Raw genomic sequence first — 16,433 nt, 5'->3', positions numbered from 1 at the left:
CAGGCAATCGCACATGACGGATGACATCCAGGCGAGATCGAACATCCTCGAGATGCGCGGCATCACGAAGACGTTCCCGGGCGTCAAGGCACTCCAGAACGTGACCGTGGATGTTCGGCGGGGCGAAGTCCACGCCATCTGCGGCGAGAACGGCGCCGGCAAGTCGACGCTCATGAAAGTGCTGTCGGGGGTGTACCCGTACGGTACCTACGACGGCGACATCGTGTTCGAGAACGAGGTGGTGGAGTTCCGCGACATCCGCGACTCCGAGGCGAAGGGCATCGTCATCATCCACCAGGAGCTGGCGCTCAGCCCCTACCTCTCGATCGCCGAGAACATCTTCCTCAACAACGAGCAGAAGGGCGCCTTCGGCCTGATCGACTGGAACAAGACCAACCACGAGGCGGCCAAGCTGCTCGCCCGGGTGGGTCTTCGGGAGAACCCGACCACGAAGATCATGGACATCGGCGTGGGCAAGCAGCAGCTCGTCGAGATCGCGAAGGCGCTCTCCAAGCGGGTGAAGCTGCTCATCCTCGACGAGCCCACCGCGGCGCTCAACGACGAGGACTCCGACCACCTGCTCAACCTCATCCTGCATCTCAAGGAGCAGGGCATCACCTCGATCATCATCAGTCACAAGCTGAACGAGATCAAGAAGGTCGCCGACTCGGTCACGATCATCCGCGACGGCAAGACCATCGAGACCATCGCCAAGAACGACGTGACCGAAGAGCGCATCATCAAGGACATGGTGGGGCGCGACCTCGAGCATCGCTACCCCGACCACACGCCGCACATCGGCGAGGAGGTGCTGCGGGTCGAGGAGTGGACCGCGCACCACCCGCAGGACCCCAGCCGCGTGATGGTGGATGCGGTCAACCTGAACGTGCGCCGCGGCGAGATCGTGGGCATCGCCGGACTCATGGGCGCCGGGCGTACCGAGTTCGCGATGAGCCTGTTCGGCCGCAGCTACGGGTCGAAGATCTCGGGCCGCGTGTTCATCGACGGCAAAGAGGTCAAGACCCGCACGGTGTCGGAGGCCATCGAGGCCGGTCTGGCCTACGCCACCGAGGACCGCAAGACCTACGGCCTCAACCTCATCGACGACATCAAGCGGAATATCTCGATGGCGGCCCTCGGCAAGCTCGAGCGCTTCGGCATCGTCGACGACGGCAAGGAATACCAGGTCGCCAACGAGTACCGCAAGAGCATGAACATCAAGGCGCCGAGCGTGCTGGCGAAGACCGGGAAGCTCTCCGGCGGAAACCAGCAGAAGGTCGTGCTCTCGAAGTGGATCTACTCCGACCCGGAGGTGCTCATCCTCGACGAGCCCACCCGCGGTATCGACGTGGGCGCGAAGTACGAGATCTACAGCATCATCAACAAACTCGCGGCCGCCGGCAAGGGCATCATCGTCATCTCCTCGGAGCTGCCCGAGCTCCTCGGCATCTGCGACCGCATCTACGCCCTCTCCGAGGGCCGCATCACCGGGGAACTCCCGATCGCCGAGGCGAGCCCGGAATCCCTTCTCAAACTCATGACCATGGAAAAGCCCCGCTAGCGCCCGCGCTACCGGAGAGGAGCTACACGACAATGTCCGACCTGGAAACCAAGCCGACCGACTCCACGGCGGCCGGCGCGCAAGTCAATCCGATCGAGAACAAGTTCACCGAGCGGCTCAGCCACATCCTCGGCGACCTCGGCAAGAACGGCATCTTCATCGCGCTCATCCTGGTGGTGGTGCTGTTCAGCATCCTCACCAACGGCATCCTGCTGCGCCCGCAGAACATCTCGAACCTGATCGTGCAGAACGGCTACATCCTCGTTCTCGCGATCGGCATGGTGATGGTGATCATCGCCGGGCACATCGACCTCTCGGTCGGCTCGGTCGCCGCCTTCGTCGGCGCGATCTCGGGCGTGTTCGCCGTGCAGTGGGGCCTGCCGTGGTGGCTGGCCGTCGTGCTGTCGCTGCTCGTGGGTGCTCTGGTGGGCGTCTGGCAGGGCTTCTGGATCGCCTTCGTGGGCATACCCGCGTTCATCGTGACCTTGGCGGGCATGCTGATCTTCCGCGGGCTCGCGCTGGTGGTGCTCGGCAACGCCAACATCGGATCGTTCCCCGACGAGTACCGCGCCCTCGGCAACGGCTTCCTCACCAACGTCTTCGGCGAGTACGCGCTCGACCCGCTCACCCTCGGCATCGCGGCGATCGCGATCGTGGCGCTCTTCGTGCAGCAGTTCCGCACCCGCGCCGCCCGCCAGAGCTACGGCCAGGAAGTGGAGCCCTTCGGCTGGTTCATCACCAAGCTGGTGCTCGTGACGGTGGCGATCGGCCTTTTCGCGTGGGCGCTCGCGAGCTACAAGGGCATCCCGGTGACGCTCATCGTGCTCGCGGTGCTCGTGCTGGTGTACGGCATCGTGATGAACCGCTCGACCTTCGGCCGGCACATCTACGCCATCGGCGGCAACCTGCACGCGGCCGAGCTCTCGGGCATCAAGACCCGCAACGTCACGTTCTGGCTGTTCGTGAACATGGGCTTCCTGGCAGCACTGGCCGGCCTCATCTTCACGGCCCGCCTCAACCTCGCAGGCCCGAAGGCCGGTGACGGCTTCGAGCTCGAGGCCATCTCGGCCGCCTTCATCGGCGGTGCAGCGGTGCAGGGCGGTGTCGGCCGCATCGGCGGTGCCATCATCGGTGGTCTCATCATCGGCGTGCTGAACAACGGTATGTCGATCATGGGCATCGGCATCGAGTGGCAGCAGGCCGTCAAGGGTCTCGTGCTGCTGCTCGCCGTGGCCTTCGACGTCTACAACAAGCGTCGCTCGGGCGGCCGCTGATCGTCTGTTCGGGCCGTCGCGCATCCCGTGGTCGTCGCCGGCGACGGGATGCGCGAGGATCGAATGATGAGTGACGTGGATCTGCGGTTCGAGTTGTCACCCGGCAACACGGTGGTGGCGCGCGCGGGCGTCGTGACGGCGGTCTGCGAGGAGAACGGATCCGGTCTGCCGCGGCTCGTCTCGGCGGCGGCGGACCGCCTCCTGGCCGCGGCGTCCGGGGGCAGCCCGCGCGGCGGCCGTCCGCGCTCCTTCCCGCTCACCCTCGTCGACCGTCGCCGCGCGCTCACGGGCTCGCTCGACGTGGCCGAGAACGTGAGCCTCGGCGTCGAGTTCGAGCGGCGCCTCGGACCGCTGCCCCTCGGCATCGACGTGAAGCGCACCCGGGCCGCCGCCGCAGAGGCGCTCGACCGGGTGGGCTGCGCCCTCCCGCCCTCCCAGCCGGCGCGAGAGCTGGGCGAGTTCGACCGCCTGCACGTCGAGCTGGCCCGTGCCGCCCTGCGCGGATCCTCGGCGATCGTGCTCGACGAGCCCAGCGCCGAGCTGGGGGAGGAGGACGCCGAGCGCCTGTTCGCGGTGCTCCGCGGCTTCGCCGATCGGGGAGTCGCGGTGCTCGTGCTCTCCCGCCGGCCCCGGGAGGCCATGGAACGGGCCGACGAGATCGTGGCGATCCGCGACGGCGAGATCGTGGGCCGGCACGCGCGGAGCGAGTGGTCCGCGTCGCCGGCGGCACGCGCATCCGTTCACGCGGCACTGCTGCGCGAACTCGTCGACCGAACGCCCCGGCGCGCCTACCCCGAAGCTCCGCCGTCGCCCGCCGAGGCGAGGGAACTGCTGCGGATCAGCGGCTGGACGGTCCACGACCCGCTCGACCGCAGCGCCCTGCTGGTCGAGGACGCCGGTCTCGTGGTGCGCGCAGGGGAGATCGTCGGCCTCGCCGGGCTGCCCGACTCCGGAGCCGAGGACCTGCTGCTCAGCGTCTACGGCCGCTCCGCGGGCACGGGGGCGAACGGGCAGGTCGAGATGGACGGCCGCGTCGTCGACACCGCCACCGTGGAGAAGGCGATCGCCGCCGGCCTCTACTTCGCCTCCACCGATGCGCCGCGCTATCGCATGAAGGTGGTGGGCGGGATCTCGATCCCGGTCCCCGCCTCCCGCGTGGCCTCGCTCGCGGCCACCGGGCTGCTCGAGCGCGGCGCGCCCGAGCCGGAGACCGAGGGGTGGGGGCGGAAGGCGCTCGGCGCCGCCCGATCGATGACCCGCGCGGGCGACGACGAGCAGCACATCCTCGGCCTCGTGCGCGAGTTCGCCGGATCGGAACGCACGGTGCTCATGCTCGGTCGGCCGGCGAGGGGCATGACCGAGGGTGAGCGCGAGGAGCTCTACGCCGGTCTCGTGCGCAGCGTCGAAGCCGGCAAGGGAGTGGTGCTCATCTCGAGCGAGCTCGACGAGCTGCTGGGCCTCTGCCACCGGGTCGTGGTGATGGCCGACGGCCGGGTGACCGGGGAGGTCGCCCGGGGCGCCGATCCGGGGCTCGTCGCCACCCTCATGCTGCGCGACTAGCACCGATGCGGATGCCGCGGCCCGTCACGGCTCGACGCGCTCGACCGGCTGGCGGAGCAGGGTGCGCAGCTTCGCCGGTTCGACCCGGCGGAGGTCGCTGAAGTAGACCTCGTGGTGCCGGCCGGTCATCCGGAGTCCGTGCTGAGGGATGAATTCGTCGTGCAGGGCGGCCAGCACGGGCCCTTCGTCGTCGAAGGATCCGAGGTGGAGCGTCTGCACGCAGAGCCCCTCCTCGAGGGTCTCGAGCCGCACCCGGCCGAGCGCGGGCGGTGGTGCGCCCTTCGCCAGGACCGTTGTCCGGGCCGCGTCGACGTCGCCCGCGGTCAGCCACTCCGGCACCAGGCTCAGTGCCGTCCAGCTCCAGCGGGACTTGTCCCGGGCCGCGGTGAACGACTGCATGTCGTCGGCCCACCACAGGGCTTCCAGCGGCGGCACCACGTAGTCGCGCTGCCGTTCGGTCTTGCTCGCGAACTTGAGGGCATAGGCGAGCGGATAGAGGGCCTCGATCGCCGCCGTCCACTCGGGCGAGGTGTTGGGGTCGCCCTGGCCGTCGACAATCAGGTACTGCGCCGGCGGGAGGGTGACGATGTCGAACCGGCCGTGGCGCGCGCGGTATCCCGGGAGCGACTTCTTGACGTCGTCCTTCGTCGTGAACGCTGCGTCCATGGCTGAGAGAATAGCCGCACCGGGAGCCTGCGCTCCGCGAGAGAACGAGAGAAGAGGAGGAGACATGGCCGGCCGCCCCCGAGCCTCCTCCCAGCGCATGCTCGAAGAGGCCGCCTCCGAGCTGTTCGTCGAGAACACCTACGCGAAGACCACGATCGAGCAGATCACCCAGCGCGCCGGCGTCAGCCGCAACACCTTCTTCAACTACTTCGGCTCCAAGAGCGAGCTGCTCTGGGTGGAGCTCGACGCGAGCACGGCTGCGCTGACGGATGCGCTGGCCGCGACGAGCGACGACGCCGACCCCCTCGACGCGGTCGAGTCGGCCTTGCTCAGCACCGCGGCGGCCTTCCGCGCCGACCGGGCGCCGCTGGTCCTCACCCAGCACGAGACCATGGGCATCGACGCCGAGCTCCGCGCCGCCGGGCTCGCGCGGGCGCTCGAGCTGGCCGTCGTGATCGAGCGCTTCCTCGCACCCCGCCTCGGCGGGGCGGATGCCGCCTTCCGGGCCCGCGCGATCGCGCTCGCCGTTCTCGGAGCCGCCTCCGCCGCCGTCGGCCGCTGGGCCGCCGAGGGGCCGCGTCGCGAACCGCTCGAGCGGTATCTGAGCCGGGCCGTGCATCCGGTGCTCGCGGGCTTCGCGGCCGAGGGACCGCAGCCGTCCACTATCGGCTAGAATTGTGCGTCGTATGGCAATGAACCGGCAATCACCGGGGAGCCTTCGGAAGAACAGCGTTCGGGCATCCCGTCCGAACGCCCAGTAGAGCCGAACGGGTCGGGCCCGTCACAGCCTAAGAACAAGCGGTCGCCCACTCCGGTGAGCGGCAAGCGAGGTGGTACCACGGATGCGCGGCGCGAGCAGCGGCGGGCGTCCGTCCTCGTGGAACAGGCAGCAGCGCATCCGCCGTCCAGGAGAACACATGACGTACCCCAAAGACTCTGACGACTTCTCATCGGTCGTCCCCTCGCCGAGCTTCCCGGCCGTGGAGGAGGGCGTGCTCGCCTTCTGGAAGGACGACGACACCTTCCAGGCCTCCCTCGCGAACCGCGACGGTGCGCCCGAGTGGGTGTTCTACGACGGACCGCCCTTCGCCAACGGCCTCCCGCACTACGGGCACCTGCTCACCGGCTACGCCAAAGACGTCTTCCCGCGCTTCCAGACCATGCGCGGCAAGAAGGTGGAGCGCCGCTTCGGCTGGGACACCCACGGTCTCCCCGCCGAGCTCGAGGCGATGCGCCAGCTCGGCATCACGCAGAAGAGCGAGATCGAGGAGATGGGCATCGAGGTCTTCAACGCGGCCTCGCGCAAATCCGTGCTGCAGTACACGAAGGAGTGGCAGGAGTACGTCACCCGCCAGGCCCGCTGGGTCGACTTCGACAACGATTACAAGACCCTCGACGTCACCTTCATGGAGAGCGTGCTGTGGGCCTTCAAGCAGCTGCACACCAAAGGCCTCGCCTACGAGGGCTACCGGGTGCTGCCCTATTGCTGGAACGACGAGACGCCGCTGTCGAACCACGAGCTCCGGATGGACGACGACGTCTACAAGATGCGTCAGGACCAGACGGTGACCGTCACCTTCCCGCTCGTCGGCTCGCGCGCCGAGTCGCTCGGCCTCACCGGCGTCGAGGCGCTCGCCTGGACGACGACGCCCTGGACCCTCCCCACCAACCTCGCGCTCGCCGTCGGGCCCGACATCGCCTACGTGGCGGTGCCCCATGCCCTCGCGGCGGGGGAGCGCACCGGGGTGCAGGAGAAGCTGCGCGGGCAGGTGTTCCTGCTGGCCCGCGAGCTCGTGGGCTCGTACGCCAAAGACCTCGGCTACGAGTCGGCCGCGGATGCGCTGGCCGCGTCGGCCGAGTGGGCTGCGGTCGCCGGCCGCCAGACCGCGTACTCCGGGCGCGAGCTCGAGGGAGTGGCCTACGACCGGCTCTGGGACCACTACGCCGACACCGAGACCTTCGGCACCCAGAACGCCTGGCAGATCCTCGTGGCCGATTACGTGTCGACGAGCGACGGCACCGGCATCGTGCACCAGGCCCCCGCCTACGGCGAGGAGGACCAGAAGGTGTGCGAGGCCGCGGGCATCCCGGTCATCATCTCCGTCGACGACGGCGGCAAGTTCCTCCCGAACATCGCCGAGGTCGCGGGCCTGCAGGTGTTCGACGCCAACAAGCCGCTCACCCAGCTGCTCAAGAACGAGGGGCGGCTGTTCCGCCAGGCCAGCTACGAGCACAGCTACCCGCACTGCTGGCGCTGCCGCAACCCGCTCATCTACAAGGCCGTGTCGAGCTGGTTCGTGCGCGTCACGCCCATCCGCGACCGCATGGAGGAGCTCAACCAGCAGATCGAGTGGGTGCCCGAGAACGTCAAGGAGGGCCAGTTCGGCAAGTGGCTCGCCGGCGCCCGTGACTGGTCGGTGTCGCGCAACCGCTACTGGGGCTCACCCATCCCGGTGTGGAAGAGCGACGACCCGGAGTACCCGCGGGTCGACGTCTACGGCTCGCTCGCCGAGCTCGAGGCCGACTTCGGCCGGCTGCCGCTGAACCGCGACGGCGAGCCCGACCTCCACCGCCCGTTCATCGACGACCTCACCCGCCCGAACCCCGACGACCCCACCGGCCGCTCGACCATGCGCCGCATCTCGGACGTGTTCGACGTCTGGTTCGACTCCGGCTCGATGCCGTTCGCGCAGGTGCACTACCCGTTCGAGAACCAGGACTGGTTCCCGACCCACAGCCCCGCCGACTTCATCGTGGAGTACATCGGGCAGACCCGCGGCTGGTTCTACGTGATGCACGTGCTCTCGACCGCGCTCTTCGACCGCCCGGCGTTCAAGAACGTCATCAGCCACGGCATCGTCCTGGGCTCCGACGGGCAGAAGATGTCGAAGTCGCTCCGCAACTACCCCGACGTCACCGAGGTCTTCGACCGCGACGGCTCGGATGCGATGCGCTGGTTCCTCATGTCGTCCCCCGTTCTGCGCGGCGGCAACCTCGTCGTCACCGAGGAGGGCATCCGTCAGGGCGTTCGCGAGGTGCTGCTGCCGCTGTGGAGCACCTATTACTTCTTCACCCTCTACGCCAACTCGGCGAGAGAGGGCGGCTACGAGGCATCCTGGCGCACCGACTCGACCGACGTGCTCGACCGCTACCTGCTCGCCAAGACGCGCGAGCTCGTGCAGGACGTCACGGCCGACCTGGAGCAGCTGGATGCGACCCTCGCCTCGGCGAAGCTCCGCGACTTCGCCGACGTGCTCACCAACTGGTACGTGCGCCGCAGCCGCGACCGCTTCTGGTCGGGCGACGACACCGCGGCCTTCGACACCCTCTACACCGTGCTCGAGACCTTCACCCGGGTGGCCGCCCCGCTGCTCCCGCTCGTCTCCGACGCGGTCTGGAAGGGACTGACCGGCGGCCGCAGCGTGCACCTCGCCGACTGGCCGAACGAGAACGACTACCCGGCCGACGCCGGCCTAGTGCACGCGATGGACACGGTGCGCTCGATCTCCTCCACGGTGCTCTCGCTGCGCAAGCTCAACGGCCTGCGCGTGCGCCTGCCGCTTGCCGAGCTGACGATCGTCACCGAGGGCGCCGAGAACCTGGCGCAGTTCGAGGGAATCCTGCGCGACGAGCTCAACCTGAAGAAGGTCACCCTGGTCGAGGAGGCCACCACGAGCGCCGCCGAGTTCGGCATCACCTCGCGGCTCACGGTCAATGCCCGTGTGGCGGGTCCCCGTCTCGGCAAGAGCGTGCAACAGGCCATCAAGGCCGCGCGCGAGGGGCAGTGGTCCGAGGCCAACGGGGTCGTGACGGCGGGCGGCATCGAGCTGCTCGAGGGCGAGTTCGAACTCGTGCTCGAGGCCTCCATCGACGAGGCCTCGGCCGAGGCCGGCCGGAGCCGTGCCCTCGCGCTGCTCCCGCGCGGCGGCTTCGTGCTGCTCGACACCACGCTCACCCCGGCCCTCGAGGCCGAGGGGCTGGCCCGTGACGTCATCCGGGCGGTTCAGGATGCCCGCAAGTCGGCCGGATTCGACGTGAGCGACCGCATCGCCCTCGACCTCGTGTTCTTCTCCGACGCCGACGCGGATGCCGTGGCCGGGGTCGTGGGCGTCGTCGACATCGCGGGCGAGACCCTCGCCACCGACTTCGCGGTGCGTTCGCCCCGCGACACGGCCGCGCTCGACGGGTATCGTGAGGTGCTCGCCTCGGAGTGGCTGCCGGGCATCGCCGGAGCGGTCCCCGAGCACTTCGCGCGGATCGAGGCGGGAAAGTATGCGAACGACGACGAGTTCCTCATCGCCGTGAGCCGGAAGACGGTGACCAAGGATGTCTGATCAGAACACGCCCGGCGGGCCCTTCAACCCCTTCGGAGACGGCGACGCCGACGACGAGTTCGCGAGCGACCTCGACTTCGGCGAACTGCCGGAGAACAGCGACGACGCCGTGGCCGAGCGCTACAACGCCTCCGGTCAGGACGAGTTCGAGTCCGCGGGCCTCGACGCGCCCGACGAGTTCGTGGAAGAGGGCGACGCGGTCTACGCGGCGCTGCTCTCCCGCCTCGGCGAGGCCGCCCCCGAGCCGCGCCTCTCGGCCACCCGCCGCGCGGTGGAGATGCTCGGCGATCCGCAGCGGGCCTACCCCGTCATCCACATCACGGGCACCAACGGCAAGACGAGCACGAGCCGCATCGTCGAGAGCATCCTCCGCGCCTCGGGCCTGCGCACCGGTCTCTTCACCAGCCCGCACCTCGAGCGGGTGAACGAGCGCATCATGATCGACGGCGTGCCCATCTCCAACGAGTCGCTCGCCGCCAACTGGCGTGACATCGAGCCTTTCCTCGACCTCGTCGACACCGAGCTCGAGAACGACGGCGAGCCGCGCCTGACCTTCTTCGAGGCGCTCTCCGTGCTCGCCTTCGCGTCCTTCGCCGACGCGCCGGTCGACGTGGCCGTGATCGAGGTCGGCATGGGCGGCGAATGGGACTCCACGAACGTCGCCGACGGCCAGGTGGCGGTCTTCACCCCCATCTCGCTCGACCACACGGCACGCCTGGGCAACACCGTGGCCGAGATCGCGCGCACGAAGTCGGGCATCATCAAGCCCGCCGCGCAGGTCGTGACCGCGGCGCAGCTGCCGGATGCGCTGGCCGAGCTGGTGCGCGCCGCCGAGCTCTCCGAGTCCACCTTCGAGGCCGAGGGCGATCGCTTCCGGCTGCTCGAGTCGACGGTGGCGGTGGGCGGCCAGCTGGTCTCGATCCAGGGTCTCGCGGGCACCTACCGCGACGTCTTCCTGCCGCTCTACGGCAACCACCAGGGTCACAACGCGGCGGTCGCGGTCGCAGCGGTCGAGTCGTTCATCGGCGGCGGAACCCAGGCCATCACCGACGAGGTGCTCACCGAGGGCTTCGCCACCGCCACGTCACCCGGCCGGCTGCAGCTCGTGGGCACCGAGCCCACCGTGCTCGTCGACGCCGCCCACAACCCGGGCGGCGCCGAGGTGCTCGCCGCCGCTCTGGCCGAGTACTTCACCTTCGACAAGGTCGTGGCCGTGGTCTCGGTGCTGGCCGACAAAGACGTGGAGGGCATCATCCGCGCCCTCGCCCCGGCCGTCTCCGAGTTCGTGGTGACGACGTCCGGATCGGATCGCGCCATCGACCCCGACGAGCTCGCCTCGACGGTGGTCGGCGTGGTGGGCGCCGACCGGGTGCTCGTCGAGCCGGATCTGCTCGCCGCCCTCGACCAGGCCCGCGAGATCGCGGGGGAGTCGGAGAAGGGTGCCGTGCTCGTGGCGGGCTCGATCACTCTCGTGGGCGACGTCATCACGATCGCGGCGGAAGAGGGCTGGAAGGCGTGAGAAGCGGCTCCGTTCGCCAGAACCTCGGCGCCATCGTGCTCGGCTTCGAGTCGGTGGTGATGTTCTTCGCCGCGCTCGTGATCTTCGGGCTGCAGGCGCTGCCCGCCCCGATCGCCCTCGGCGGCGGCGCCGTGCTGTGCGTTCTCCTGCTCGGCAGCACGCTGCTGCTGCGTTACCCCTGGGGGTACGGCCTCGGCTGGGCGCTGCAGGCGGTCATCGTGCTGACGTGCATCCTGGTTCCGCTGCTCTCGATCGTCGCGGCGATCTTCGTGGGGCTGTGGATCTACTGCATGGTCAAGGGCTCGCAGATCGACCGCCAGAACGCCGCTAGGGTGATTCCGGAGAATTCGAGCCGCGAGAGCGGCAACCCGGAAGGAACATCGTGACCACGTTCGTCGAAGAAACCCTCGTCCTCGTCAAGCCGGATGGCGTGGCGCGCAACCTCACCGGGGAGATCCTCCGCCGCATCGAGGCCAAGGGCTACCAGCTGGTCGACGTGAAGCTCATCGAGCCCGACCGCGAGCTGCTCGCCGCGCACTACGAGGAGCACCAGGGCAAGCCCTTCTACGAGCCGCTGGTGGAGTTCATGGAGTCCGGCCCGATCGTCGCGCTCCGCATCGCGGGCAACCGCGTGATCGAAGGCTTCCGTTCGCTCGCCGGAACCACCGACCCCACCACGGCCGCCCCCGGCACCATCCGCGGCGACCTCGCGCGCGACTGGGGCCTCTCGGTGCAGCAGAACCTCGTGCACGGCAGCGACTCGCCCGAGTCGGCCGCCCGCGAGCTCGCCCTCTGGTTCGACTAGAGCGAGTTGATGATCGAGGTGATCGCGTCGAGCCGCAGCTGCGCGATCACCACGACGACGAGGTAGCTGAGCAGCACGAGGGTCCAGAGCCAGGGGAAGACGAGAGCGGCGATCTCACGGCTCTCCCCCCGGTTGCCGAAGTGGCCCTCTCGGAGGTTGTACCCGGTGACGTACCAGAACAGCGGGATGACGACCGACCACACGAGCATGCAGTAGGGGCAGAGTGTGCCGAGCGAGAAGATGCTCTGCGAGATCAGCCAGATCACGAACACCAGCGCGAGCACGATGCCCAGGTTGAAGAGCACCCAGAACCACTTCGCGAAGCGCGCGCCGGCCAGGATGGCCACGCCCACGACGATGGGCGCCACGAAGCACGCCACCCCGATGACGGGGTTGGGGAAGCCGAAGATCGATCCCTGCCAGCTCGCCATGTTCGGCCCGCAGGTTACGAGCGGCGAGATGTCGCAGGTGGGCTTGTAGGCGGGATTGAGGAGGGTCTGGATCTTCTCGAGGGTGAGGTCGAACGAGGAGTACCAGCCGATGACTCCCGCGACGATCAGGAACACGGCGAAGGCGATCGGTCGGCGGTATTCCGCGGTCTGGTCTGGCACGTCAGCATTATTGCAGAGGCCAATCGCGAGCAATCTGGGAATGCATGCGATAATCGGGGGAAGGTTTTCGTGAACGAAGCGGAAACCGCCCAAGAAGACTTACCGGGCTCGACGGCCATGAGCGGCTCACCCAGAGTGTGATCCATCGACCGGCACCCGGCATACGAAGAGACAGAGCGACCAGGGCCGGCACGACGCCGGCCGGGCGCATTAGCGAAAGATCGGCGGAGGTGGCTGCACCCGCAGCACTGCGCTCGTGAGAGTACCTGCCGGAAGGCGAAAGTCTCCGGCTGGCAAGGAGTTGCACCAGAGATGGTGGAGAAAAATTCACACAATGACAATGACGGAGCAAACGGAGAGGGCACGGCACGCCGCAAGACCCGGCTGTTCGGCGGTCGCCGAGCGGTGAAGAAGGATGCGCCGACGCAGCCTGCTGCGGAGGCCGCGACCCCGCCTTCCGCTCCCGTGATCGACGCCCCGGCGCCGGCCGAGGCCGAGGTGCCCGCCGTCGCCGAGAACGCCGAGGTCACGGCGGCACCGGATGCTCCCGCCGTGACGAGCTCCGGCGCGCACGACGACGAGCCCGGTCTCGCTCCCTTCTCGGCGCCCGCCGCCTCGGCTCCGGATGCTCCCGCAGCCGCCGCGGACAAGCCGGCCGTGCGTGCGCTCAGCACCACCTCCCTCATCTTCCAGGCCCCCGATCTCCCGCCGCTGCCGCCGCGCGGCGATCGCGACGACGAGCGCGATCCCCGTGACCGCGACCCGCGTGACCGCGATCCCCGCGACCGCGACGACCAGGGGCCGGAGTCGAACGTGCGCCGCCGCTCCCGCCGTCGCGCGGGCGACGAGAGCCGTGGGGGAGAGGGCGACCCGGCGAACACCGTCGTCAAGGTCCGCGCCCCGCGTGAGCCCGAGCTGATCACCGAGCCGCAGCGCGTCAAGGGCTCCACCCGCCTCGAGGCCAAGAAGCAGCGCCGCCGCGACGGCCGCGACGCCGGCCGCCGCCGGCCCGTCGTGACCGAGGCCGAGTTCCTCGCCCGCCGCGAGGCCGTCGACCGCCAGATGGTGGTGCGCGCCAAGAACGACAAGATCCAGATCGCCGTGCTCGAAGACGGCGTGCTCGTCGAGCACTACGTGGCCAAGGCCCAAGACGCCTCCCTCATCGGCAACGTCTACCTCGGCCGCGTGCAGAACGTGCTGCCGAGCATGGAGGCCGCCTTCGTCGACATCGGGCGCGGCCGCAACGCCGTGCTGTACTCCGGCGAGGTCGACTGGGATGCCGCCGCCGAGAACAACGAGGGCAAGGGCACCCAGCCGCGCCGCATCGAGCTCGCACTCAAGTCGGGCGACACCGTGCTCGTGCAGGTCACGAAAGACCCGGTCGGCCACAAGGGCGCCCGCCTCACGAGCCAGGTCAGCCTGCCCGGCCGCTACCTCGTCTACGTGCCCAACGGCTCGATGAACGGCATCTCCCGCAAGCTCCCCGACACCGAGCGGGCGCGCCTCAAGCGCATCCTCAAGGAGGTGCTGCCCGACAACGTGGGCGTCATCGTGCGCACCGCCTCGGAGGGCGCCACTGAGGAGCAGCTGACGCTCGACGTCAACCGCCTCACCGCCCAGTGGGCGCACATCTCGGAGCTCGTGAAGACCAAGCAGGGCCCGCACCTGCTGCACTCCGAGCCCGACCTGCTCATCAAGATCGTTCGCGACGTCTTCAACGAGGACTTCCACAAGCTCGTCATCTCCGGCGACGACGCCCAGGCCACGATCGAGAACTACCTCGCGGCCGTCGCTCCCGACCTCCTCGACCGTGTCGAGAAGTACGAGGGCGAGCGCGACGCCTTCGACGAGTACCGCGTCTCCGAGCAGATCGAGAAGGCGCTCGACCGCAAGGTCTGGCTGCCCTCGGGCGGCTCGCTCGTGATCGACCGCACCGAGGCCATGACGGTCGTCGACGTCAACACCGGCAAGTTCGTGGGCTCCGGCGGAAACCTCGAGGAGACCGTCACGAAGAACAACCTCGAGGCGGCCGAGGAGATCGTGCGCCAGCTGCGGCTGCGCGACATCGGTGGCATCATCGTGGTCGACTTCATCGACATGGTGCTCGAGTCGAACCGCGACCTCGTGCTGCGCCGGCTCATCGAGTGCCTTTCGCGCGACCGAACCAAGCACCAGGTGGCCGAGGTCACCTCGCTCGGACTCGTGCAGATGACCCGCAAGAAGCTCGGGCTCGGCCTCATCGAGTCGTTCTCCGAACCCTGCGAGGTCTGCGCGGGCCGGGGCATCATCATCCATCACGACCCCGTCGTGAAGCACCGCCCGACCGGCCCCGGCATGGGCGGCAGCGCCCAGCAGTCCGCGGGCGGACGCCGCGGCCGCGGTGGCAACGGCGGCCAGGGTGGGGGCGGCAACGGTTTGTCCAACGGCTCCGGCAACGGGTCGAACGGCGGCGCGCACTCCGCGCCCTCGACCGGCAACGGGGTCACGCACGCCATCACCGACGACGCGAAGAACGCGCTCGCCCAGATCGCGGCCTCGACCATCGCGGCGTCGCACGCGCACCCGCCGACGGCCTCCGTGCCCGTGGTGACCGACTCGACGGCTCCGGATGCGCCGGGCAGCGCCTCGGGTGAGCAGCCGGCCGCGGAGGCGCCCGAGCAGGGCGTCGCGGCCAGCAAGTCCTCCCGCCGGCGCAAGTCGCGCCAGAGCCGCTCCACGGAATCCGCGGGCGGCGACGCCCCGGCGACGACCACCGCTGCAGACGCCCCGGCGGCTCCGGATGCGCCGGAGCAGGCCCCAGCGCCGGCGCCCGTCGTCGAGGCGGCGGCCGCGGTCGGCGAGTCGGCGCCCGAGATCGCCATCCTCGACATCCCGGTCACGAAGGCGCAGCGCGTCCCGCGGGTGCGCCCGCAGGACGCGACGCACCTGCTCGACTCGGTGCTCGAGGCGCTGCCCGAGCCCAAGCAGCCCGGCCAGGGCCGCGGCCGCAGCCGTCGTGTCAGCACGGCGGCCGTCTCCGCTCCCGTCGAGCCCCCCGCGCAGTCCTAGGACTTCGCGGGGCGGTCCCGGCCCCGCACGCGCAGGCCGCTGTCCCGCAGGCGCACCACGAGGTCGCGGTAGCTCACGGGCAGCGCCCCGGCCGCCACGAGCTCCTCGTAGCGGTCGACGGGCACGTCGTAGTGGTCGAGGTCGAAGCTCCGTGGCGGAAGCCCCGCCCGGGCCGCGAAAGAATGCAGTTCGTCCAGCGATTCGTCGCTGACGAGGTGCCCCCAGATGGTACCGTGGGCTGGCCAGATGGGCCTGTCGATCAAGACCGTCACGTGGCCGAGTATCCCACTCGAGCCAGTTTGACCGAAATCGCAGATTCAAGTAAGCTTGACCGCTGGTGTGCGTAGAGCTTCGCTCGCGAAACGCCAAGACTTCCAAGCGTCGCAGATTGCGCTTTTGAGGGCCCCCAAAGAGTTAGGTACGTAAATTGGTTTACGCAGTTGTGCGCGCCGGTGGTCGGCAGGAAAAGGTCGAGGTCGGCACCATTGTCACCCTCGACCGCATCAAGGCCGACAAAGACGGCAACATCGAGCTGGCGGCAGTGCTGCTCGTCGATGGTGACAAGATCACCACCGACGCCCCCTCGCTGTCCAAGGTGAAGGTCACCGCCGAGGTCCTCGAAGACCTCCGCGGCCCGAAGATCGTCATCCAGAAGTTCAAGAACAAGACCGGGTACAAGAAGCGCCAGGGCCACCGCCAGGAGCTCACCCGCGTCAAGGTCACCGGAATCAAGTAAGGATCACAGGCTAATGGCACACAAAAAGGGCGCGAGTTCCACTCGCAACGGTCGTGACTCCAACGCGCAGCGCCTCGGCGTGAAGCGCTTCGGTGGCCAGGTCGTCGGAGCGGGCGAGATCATCGTCCGCCAGCGCGGCACCCACTTCCACCCCGGCGTCAACGTCGGTCGTGGTGGCGACGACACCCTGTTCGCCCTCGCGGCGGGCTCGGTCGAGTTCGGCGCCAAGGGCGGCCGCAAGGTCGTCAACATCGTGGTCGCCGCGGAGTAACCTCCGCCGGCAAGGCTTCAGACGGGCGGGCTTCGGCCCGCCTGTCGC

General features: G+C 69.1%; 14 protein-coding genes. 11 read left to right on the top strand and 3 right to left on the bottom strand.

Annotated features, from left to right (window positions below):
* Window positions 1-13 precede the first annotated feature (13 nt).
* The 3 genes from mmsA to VD659_RS17205 all read left to right on the top strand — a co-directional run bounded on the left by mmsA (window position 14) and on the right by VD659_RS17205 (window position 4,395).
* Complete coding sequence (mmsA, locus tag VD659_RS17215; RefSeq protein ID WP_423262261.1) at window positions 14-1,561, top strand: multiple monosaccharide ABC transporter ATP-binding protein; 1,548 nt, start codon at window positions 14-16, stop codon at window positions 1,559-1,561.
* A gap of 32 nt (window positions 1,562-1,593) precedes the next feature.
* Window positions 1,594-2,835, top strand: coding sequence for a multiple monosaccharide ABC transporter permease (gene mmsB / locus VD659_RS17210; RefSeq protein ID WP_137835633.1), 1,242 nt, complete (start codon window positions 1,594-1,596; stop codon window positions 2,833-2,835).
* Between the two features lie 66 nt (window positions 2,836-2,901).
* The gene (locus VD659_RS17205) at window positions 2,902-4,395 is read left to right on the top strand and encodes a hypothetical protein (protein WP_423262260.1); all 1,494 of its coding nucleotides are present in this window, start codon (window positions 2,902-2,904) and stop codon (window positions 4,393-4,395) included.
* A gap of 24 nt (window positions 4,396-4,419) precedes the next feature.
* On the opposite strand, the gene VD659_RS17200 is transcribed toward VD659_RS17205, so the two are convergent.
* Window positions 4,420-5,061 (bottom strand): GyrI-like domain-containing protein, encoded by a 642-nt coding sequence (locus VD659_RS17200; protein WP_423262259.1) that lies wholly within the window; start codon window positions 5,059-5,061, stop codon window positions 4,420-4,422.
* Window positions 5,062-5,125: 64 nt separating this feature from the next.
* On the opposite strand from VD659_RS17200, the gene VD659_RS17195 reads away from it, so the two are divergent.
* The 5 genes from VD659_RS17195 to ndk all read left to right on the top strand — a co-directional run bounded on the left by VD659_RS17195 (window position 5,126) and on the right by ndk (window position 11,719).
* Window positions 5,126-5,734 (top strand): TetR/AcrR family transcriptional regulator, encoded by a 609-nt coding sequence (locus VD659_RS17195; protein ID WP_423262258.1) that lies wholly within the window; start codon window positions 5,126-5,128, stop codon window positions 5,732-5,734.
* Window positions 5,735-5,978: 244 nt separating this feature from the next.
* Window positions 5,979-9,395, top strand: a complete 3,417-nt coding sequence (ileS, locus tag VD659_RS17190) for an isoleucine--tRNA ligase (protein ID WP_423262257.1) — start codon at window positions 5,979-5,981, stop codon at window positions 9,393-9,395.
* Window positions 9,388-10,914 (top strand): bifunctional folylpolyglutamate synthase/dihydrofolate synthase, encoded by a 1,527-nt coding sequence (locus tag VD659_RS17185; RefSeq protein WP_423262256.1) that lies wholly within the window; start codon window positions 9,388-9,390, stop codon window positions 10,912-10,914. Before ileS ends, VD659_RS17185 begins: the two co-directional genes overlap by 8 nt.
* Complete coding sequence (locus VD659_RS17180; protein ID WP_137835627.1) at window positions 10,911-11,300, top strand: DUF4233 domain-containing protein; 390 nt, start codon at window positions 10,911-10,913, stop codon at window positions 11,298-11,300. Before VD659_RS17185 ends, VD659_RS17180 begins: the two co-directional genes overlap by 4 nt.
* A complete protein-coding gene (gene ndk, locus VD659_RS17175; RefSeq protein WP_137835626.1) occupies window positions 11,297-11,719 on the top strand; it encodes a nucleoside-diphosphate kinase in 423 nt (140 codons plus the stop codon). Before VD659_RS17180 ends, ndk begins: the two co-directional genes overlap by 4 nt.
* On the opposite strand, the gene VD659_RS17170 is transcribed toward ndk, so the two are convergent.
* Entirely contained in the window at window positions 11,716-12,330 is a 615-nt protein-coding gene (locus VD659_RS17170; protein ID WP_423262255.1) for a vitamin K epoxide reductase family protein, read from the bottom strand. The genes ndk and VD659_RS17170 overlap by 4 nt on opposite strands.
* A 312-nt stretch (window positions 12,331-12,642) precedes the next feature.
* Here VD659_RS17170 and VD659_RS17165 point away from each other — a divergent pair, with 312 nt between their 5' ends.
* Window positions 12,643-15,378 (top strand): Rne/Rng family ribonuclease, encoded by a 2,736-nt coding sequence (locus tag VD659_RS17165; RefSeq protein WP_423262254.1) that lies wholly within the window; start codon window positions 12,643-12,645, stop codon window positions 15,376-15,378.
* Here VD659_RS17165 and VD659_RS17160 read toward each other — a convergent pair.
* The gene (locus tag VD659_RS17160) at window positions 15,375-15,650 is read right to left on the bottom strand and encodes a DUF4031 domain-containing protein (protein ID WP_423262253.1); all 276 of its coding nucleotides are present in this window, start codon (window positions 15,648-15,650) and stop codon (window positions 15,375-15,377) included. The two genes, VD659_RS17165 and VD659_RS17160, sit on opposite strands and share 4 nt — an antisense overlap.
* Before the next feature lie 155 nt (window positions 15,651-15,805).
* Here VD659_RS17160 and rplU point away from each other — a divergent pair, with 155 nt between their 5' ends.
* On the top strand, window positions 15,806-16,114 hold the full coding sequence (rplU, locus tag VD659_RS17155; protein WP_137835623.1) for a 50S ribosomal protein L21: 309 nt from the start codon (window positions 15,806-15,808) through the stop codon (window positions 16,112-16,114).
* A 13-nt stretch (window positions 16,115-16,127) separates the two neighbouring features.
* Window positions 16,128-16,385, top strand: coding sequence for a 50S ribosomal protein L27 (gene rpmA, locus VD659_RS17150; protein WP_092553949.1), 258 nt, complete (start codon window positions 16,128-16,130; stop codon window positions 16,383-16,385).
* Window positions 16,386-16,433: the final 48 nt, after the last annotated feature.

The sequence above is a fragment of the Herbiconiux sp. 11R-BC genome, assembly GCF_049472555.1.
Classification (GTDB): Bacteria; Actinomycetota; Actinomycetes; order Actinomycetales; family Microbacteriaceae; genus Herbiconiux.
Note: the sequence above shows the minus strand (reverse complement) of the source record. Positions and strands in the feature narration are given on the sequence as shown.